The organism is Thermogutta sp., from assembly GCF_014359955.1.
GTDB lineage: Bacteria > Planctomycetota > Planctomycetia > Pirellulales > Thermoguttaceae > Thermogutta.
Genome location: NZ_JACIYL010000283.1, coordinates 1 through 5,007, shown reverse-complemented (window position 1 = coordinate 5,007; position 5,007 = coordinate 1). Strand labels below are relative to the sequence as shown.

Below are 5,007 nucleotides of genomic sequence, written 5' to 3'. Positions count from 1 at the left end.
GCGTGGTAAATTTTGGCGTTTTTTGCTGGCCACGACAATCACGTTTCCATACCGGCCGTAGGACCATTCCGAGGGAAACACCCGCGCGATCGTCCGCCGCTGATAATGATACGAGGCAAAACCGGGCTGAAGGTTGCTCACAACCACGCCGTCGTCCTCCAGGAGTTTGGCCACCAGCTCCATGAACTCCTGGGTCGTGAGGTGGTACGGAATGTAGCCGCCCCGAAAAGCGTCGAGGAAGATCATGTCATAGCGGACGCCATCTCTTGCCAGGCGGTTCATCTGCACCCGCGCATCGCGAATGTACACTTTCATCCGGCTATCTTCCTGGAATCCGAAATACGCCCGGGCAACTTCCACGACCACGGGATCCAGCTCGATCACATCAATCTGGACGGTGGGATAGTAATGTCGGATCGCCCGGACGAGTGTTCCCCCGCCCAATCCTACAAAGAGAATGCGCTGCGGATTGGGGCAGTGAATAAACCCCGCCATCATGAGTTTGTAGTAATGGAGAGGGAAATCGAGAGGATTCCGGATGTTGATGGCAGATTCTTCAAAATCGATCCCGGATCGCCGGAACTGAAGGCGACGAATATTGCCTTCCTCCACCACTCGCACATAGTGGTAGAGAGACTCCTTTTCGAAAAGAACGCGGCTCAGTTCCTGCGTGGAAACGGGCTGAGAAGGTAGCAAAAATCCCAGCGTCCCTACAATCAGGCTCACAGCAACAATCAGATGATGGCCTGCCACACGCAGCATCGGCGTTCCCACACACCGTTTTTTATTGTCAGGGCAACCCACCTGATGAGTCTCCTGAGATTTTTCGGACCTTTTTCCGACCAAATGATTTCGTGCTGTCATCGCCGAATTTTTTGCATCTCAATGGATAACCCACTCGCCCCAAAAATCATGGCCTGATATCGATGATGGCCGGATCAACCGTGACGGCCATCCACTTTCCTGAGCAAAGGTCTCTTCCCATTCTATTTGTTGACCAATTCCGGCAGCTCACCGCGTGTAGCTGAAAACGCTCGCCCCGAGCCAGAGACGCCGTTCCCGTATCGTGAACCCACGAGTGAAACCACAGCCAGAAGGAGCCCCAAACCCGCGAGCACCCCGGCTCCCACGAACAGACAGTGCCGGATCCCTAAACTCAAAATGAGATAAAACGCCGTGTGGATGCATCCGAGAAAACTCCCCACGGTGGAAATGGCATAGAGCGTTCCGGCACTCGCGCCGGATTTCTCCACACTTGTGGTCAACAGGCGGATGCAGTAGGGGGAAACCATCCCCAACAGGGTACTGGGCAGGAAAAACAACGCTGCCGCGGCGGCCAGTGCTCCGTAGCGCTCATTCCACTCCAGGGATGCAAACCAGCCGCTGATTTCAGGATACCACAGCGCCACAGGGACAATGCTTAGAGCAGCGGCCAGGATCACCCCGGCGAGGACCGCGAGAAACGGCCATCGAGAGGAAGCCCAGCCGCCAATCAAGTAGCCGGTGCTCAGCGACAGCAAAAAGACGCCGATGACGCTTCCCCATACAAAAACGCCGCTTCCGAAGTCTGGGGAAAGGATCCGCCCACCGAGTATCTCGAGGCCCATCATCACCCAGCCACAGATGAAGGCAGTAACGCACAGGAGGAAGGATCGCAATTGAAACATGCACGGCAACCCTGTCGCAAGAAACAAAGGGTATACCCAGAAAGAACGATAACCCGAAATTACTCCGTCCGCACTTGCCCGTCAACGCGCCACCGGCCGACGTTCACCCCCATGGATGCATCTTGGCATACGGAAAATAAAAAACCACGATTTTTTTGGACGGTACCCTGGGGAAACTGGCTGGCCGTCTTTTAACAACGCCTCCGCGATGGTCACGGTCAGCACTGGTGGTCGGGGCAATTCACGAATTGTCCCTTTCGGAGGTCGGGCGAGGGGAGAATAAAAACAGGCGGCCGATGTTCTCGACCGCCTGTCGCTGCTCACCGCAATTGAAAGGCTGGAAATCGGTCTGAAAACTTCCTCCAGTGCAGAGAAAATTTCCGATGACCGCGGCCCTGAGCCGCACGTCATCCCAGCAGGGATTCACACTATTCTGTTTTGCCGAGCGCTTCCGGATGGAAGACCGCGTGACAGTCGTCGCACGTCTTGGCGAGAGCAGCCACGGCTTTTTCGGCTCCCGCCGTGTCCTTGGACTTCGCGGCTTTATTGAGTTGAGCCGCTGCATCCCGCATGGCGGCACAGAACTGGAACCACTGCTCCGCGTTCTCGGGCTTGCTGGTTTCATCCAGATTTGCCATACTTCCCTGGGCGATCGCAGCGATCACAGCAGAATCCACCGCGATAACGTCCGCCTGCCGTTCGAACCGCCGCATGTTGCGTTTAAGCCGGGAGTTCACAAGGGGCACCTGCTCCATCAGCTCTTTCAGGGAAGCCACCTTTTCCCACTTCAGGCTATTCGGATCCCCGGCCGCGGACTTGGCCGCCTGGAGCGCCGCCAGGGCTTTCTTGGCCGACGCGTAGTCCTTGGCAGCGGCAGCAGAAAGTTCCCGAGCAGCCTTGATCAGCGCCGGCGCGGCGGCCTTATAGGGCGTATTCTCATCGTGAAGCCCCAGCACCAGGGCAAGGACGGCAACTGTTTCTGCGTCCTTAACGACCTTCGACTGCAAATCTTTGAAATCTTCCTCAGACTCGAGGATCTCGGCGATGCCGTCGATGTAATCATCCACTGCCTTCACGAGGTCGGCAGCTGGCGCATAGGTCGATGCTTTTGGCGCTGGGGGAATATCTCCGGCACAGGCCGTCATCCCAATATTCACGACGAAAAAACCAATTGCAGCACCAATCGTGAGCGCGAAATGTCGCATGAACAAGCCTCCTCGTCATTCAGGTGGGACATACCAACGTCTCCAGCGGGGTGACTGACTTCCGTCAGTGTGCTTCTTCTACGCTTGCCGACTCAGGAGCGGTTCGCTGACCCCGCTTTCAAACCCTCGTCATGTAGCAAAGTAGCATATAAGCGCAGCTTACCGCTGCCCACCCCATTTCCAGGGTGGCAACACACACTCGAAAAAATAATCCAGCTGTGCTATCTTGGCTAGTGTCCTCAAGGGAGAGGCCGATGTCAAGGATCGCGGGCGAATCGTAGGGTAAATCGTCGAGGGAGAGGTGCCGCCGGACCATGCGGCTGTGCGACATCGAATTTCTTCTGACCAAATTGGATCCCCTGAGTCAGGGCATGTCGGATCGGCTCGTGCTGGTCCGCGTGCAAACTGACGATGGCGTGGATGGTTGGGGCGAAGCACCTCTGCCCTGGCGAGTGAGCGAACTGGCTCGGCGACGGGAGCAGCTCCTTCCAACCCTGGCGGGGAGGAACATCCTGGACATCGCCGAGCTTGCCGAGTTGGACGTGCTAACCCCCCCTCTGCGTGCAGCGATCGAAATCGCCTGCTGTGACGCCGCGGGAAAGACCCTGGGACAACCCGTCGCCCGGTTCTGGGGCGGATTTTATCGCCACCAGGTGCCGGTGGGGCAGTTCGTGGGGGACACGGATGACGAAGAAATCCTCAGCCAGGTTCAGAGAATGTACGACAAGGGGGTCACCTGCTGGATCCTCGGCACGAGTGGGCAAATCGCCCGGGATATCGAAGTACTTCGCGCCATTCGCGATCAGTTCGGAGAAGCGATTCAGATCCGCGTGGACGCCCGCCGGAAGTTTGACTTCACCGCCGCTGTGCACCTTTGCCTTCAGATGGAGTCCCTGGGGATTCACTGTCTCATTGATCCTCTGGCCACGAATTACTGGCAGACCTACCGGCGGCTCCAGCAAGAATCGCCGGTCCCCCTCGCCATCCGTCGGGGATTGAAATCGCAGCGGGACGTATGGGCGGTATGCCACTGCGGGGCCGCTCGGCACCTGATCCTGGACATTTACGAACTGGGCGGGCCACTGGCCGTCCGCGACGCCGTCGCTGTCGTCCACGCGGCACAACTCGACGTCTCCCTGGCAATGCCGCCGTCGCTGGGGATCGGTCTGGCAGCAGCGCTCCACCTGGGAGCAGCACTACCTCCCCTCGTGCATGCTCACAGCGCATGGCAATATTCTGAGGACGGCAACATCATCCACCCGTTCGCTGTGAAAAACGGCATGTGGACTGTTCCCGAAGAACCGGGGCTGGGGATTCCACTCCAGAGAGATCAATGGGAGTCGCTCACTTTGGCCCGGGATTTTTGACAGGTAACAAGAGTTTTTTCCAAACCGTGCTTTGATAACCGGACACAATGGCCATTTTCTTCTACCGGCTGCACTGTCGGCATTGTGGACACACCGAAATTCTGTCTCGCCATGAGGCAGAACGGAGGCTCCAGGCCCACAAGAAGCTCCGCGCCGGTGTCCAGACCGACGAAGCGCTGCTGGACGAATTGGTCCCCAACCTTCTGCCACAAACCCCCTGTCGCCAATGCGGCGCGGTGCCGCTGCAGGTTACGGTTCAGCATGACGTCGGCGACTGGTCGGAACAAAAGCGCTGTATGGCGTGTGGGAATGTCATCCCACCAGCGCGACTGGCCGTGTTTCCCGACGCCGAAATGTGCACCAGATGTCAGAGTGCCGTGGAGAAGGGGGAAACGCCGGGCCCACCCGTCTTCTGCCGACGCTGCGGGAGCTCCATGCGGATCGGCACACGTCAGATCGGCGGCCGGACGCGCTATGTGTGGATATGCACCAACGAAACCGGGTGCTCTTACTGGTGCGAGAACCCTCGATGAGCCCCCGCATTCCGCCGGCGGCGCTCTCCCGACACGTACACAACCGGCCATTTCAAACAGAAGCAGCCAAGTTCCTGACGCAGACCTCAAGTCTGGGATGCAGTTTAAAAACGTGAGATTCATCGCCTCGATTTCGTTGCGGTGAGAGCGTGGCCGAAGAAGAGCGAGGCCGTCAGACGTGTCGATCACGCGGCTTTTCGCTCGCGGAGCAATTTTGCGCAGGCATCACACACCA

Annotated in this window: 5 protein-coding genes; 2 read left to right on the top strand and 3 right to left on the bottom strand. The window is 58.0% G+C overall.

The window, feature by feature from the left end; translation table 11 throughout:
- From H5U08_RS09940 to H5U08_RS09930, 3 genes are all read right to left on the bottom strand, one after another.
- Positions 1-762, bottom strand: a 762-nt coding sequence (locus H5U08_RS09940; RefSeq protein WP_297032593.1) for a fused MFS/spermidine synthase, incomplete at its 3' end; no start/stop codon positions are given.
- A gap of 224 nt (positions 763-986) precedes the next feature.
- Positions 987-1,667, bottom strand: coding sequence for a fused MFS/spermidine synthase (locus H5U08_RS09935; protein ID WP_297032591.1), 681 nt, complete (start codon positions 1,665-1,667; stop codon positions 987-989).
- Between the two features lie 428 nt (positions 1,668-2,095).
- The gene (locus H5U08_RS09930; protein WP_297032589.1) at positions 2,096-2,872 is read right to left on the bottom strand and encodes a cytochrome c; all 777 of its coding nucleotides are present in this window, start codon (positions 2,870-2,872) and stop codon (positions 2,096-2,098) included.
- Positions 2,873-3,186: 314 nt separating this feature from the next.
- Here H5U08_RS09930 and H5U08_RS09925 point away from each other — a divergent pair, with 314 nt between their 5' ends.
- Complete coding sequence (locus tag H5U08_RS09925) at positions 3,187-4,239, top strand: mandelate racemase/muconate lactonizing enzyme family protein (RefSeq protein WP_297032587.1); 1,053 nt, start codon at positions 3,187-3,189, stop codon at positions 4,237-4,239.
- A 47-nt stretch (positions 4,240-4,286) separates the two neighbouring features.
- On the top strand, positions 4,287-4,772 hold the full coding sequence (locus tag H5U08_RS09920; RefSeq protein ID WP_297032585.1) for a TraR/DksA C4-type zinc finger protein: 486 nt from the start codon (positions 4,287-4,289) through the stop codon (positions 4,770-4,772).
- Positions 4,773-5,007 lie beyond the last annotated feature (235 nt).

Excerpts from the sequence above, each read along its gene's own strand:
- H5U08_RS09935 (WP_297032591.1), bottom strand. The coding sequence starts at position 1,667 with ATGTTTCAATTGCGATCCTTCCTCCTGTGCGTTACTGCCTTCATCTGT.
- H5U08_RS09930 (WP_297032589.1), bottom strand. The coding sequence starts at position 2,872 with ATGCGACATTTCGCGCTCACGATTGGTGCTGCAATTGGTTTTTTCGTC.
- H5U08_RS09925 (WP_297032587.1), top strand. The coding sequence starts at position 3,187 with ATGCGGCTGTGCGACATCGAATTTCTTCTGACCAAATTGGATCCCCTG.
- H5U08_RS09920 (WP_297032585.1), top strand. The coding sequence starts at position 4,287 with ATGGCCATTTTCTTCTACCGGCTGCACTGTCGGCATTGTGGACACACC.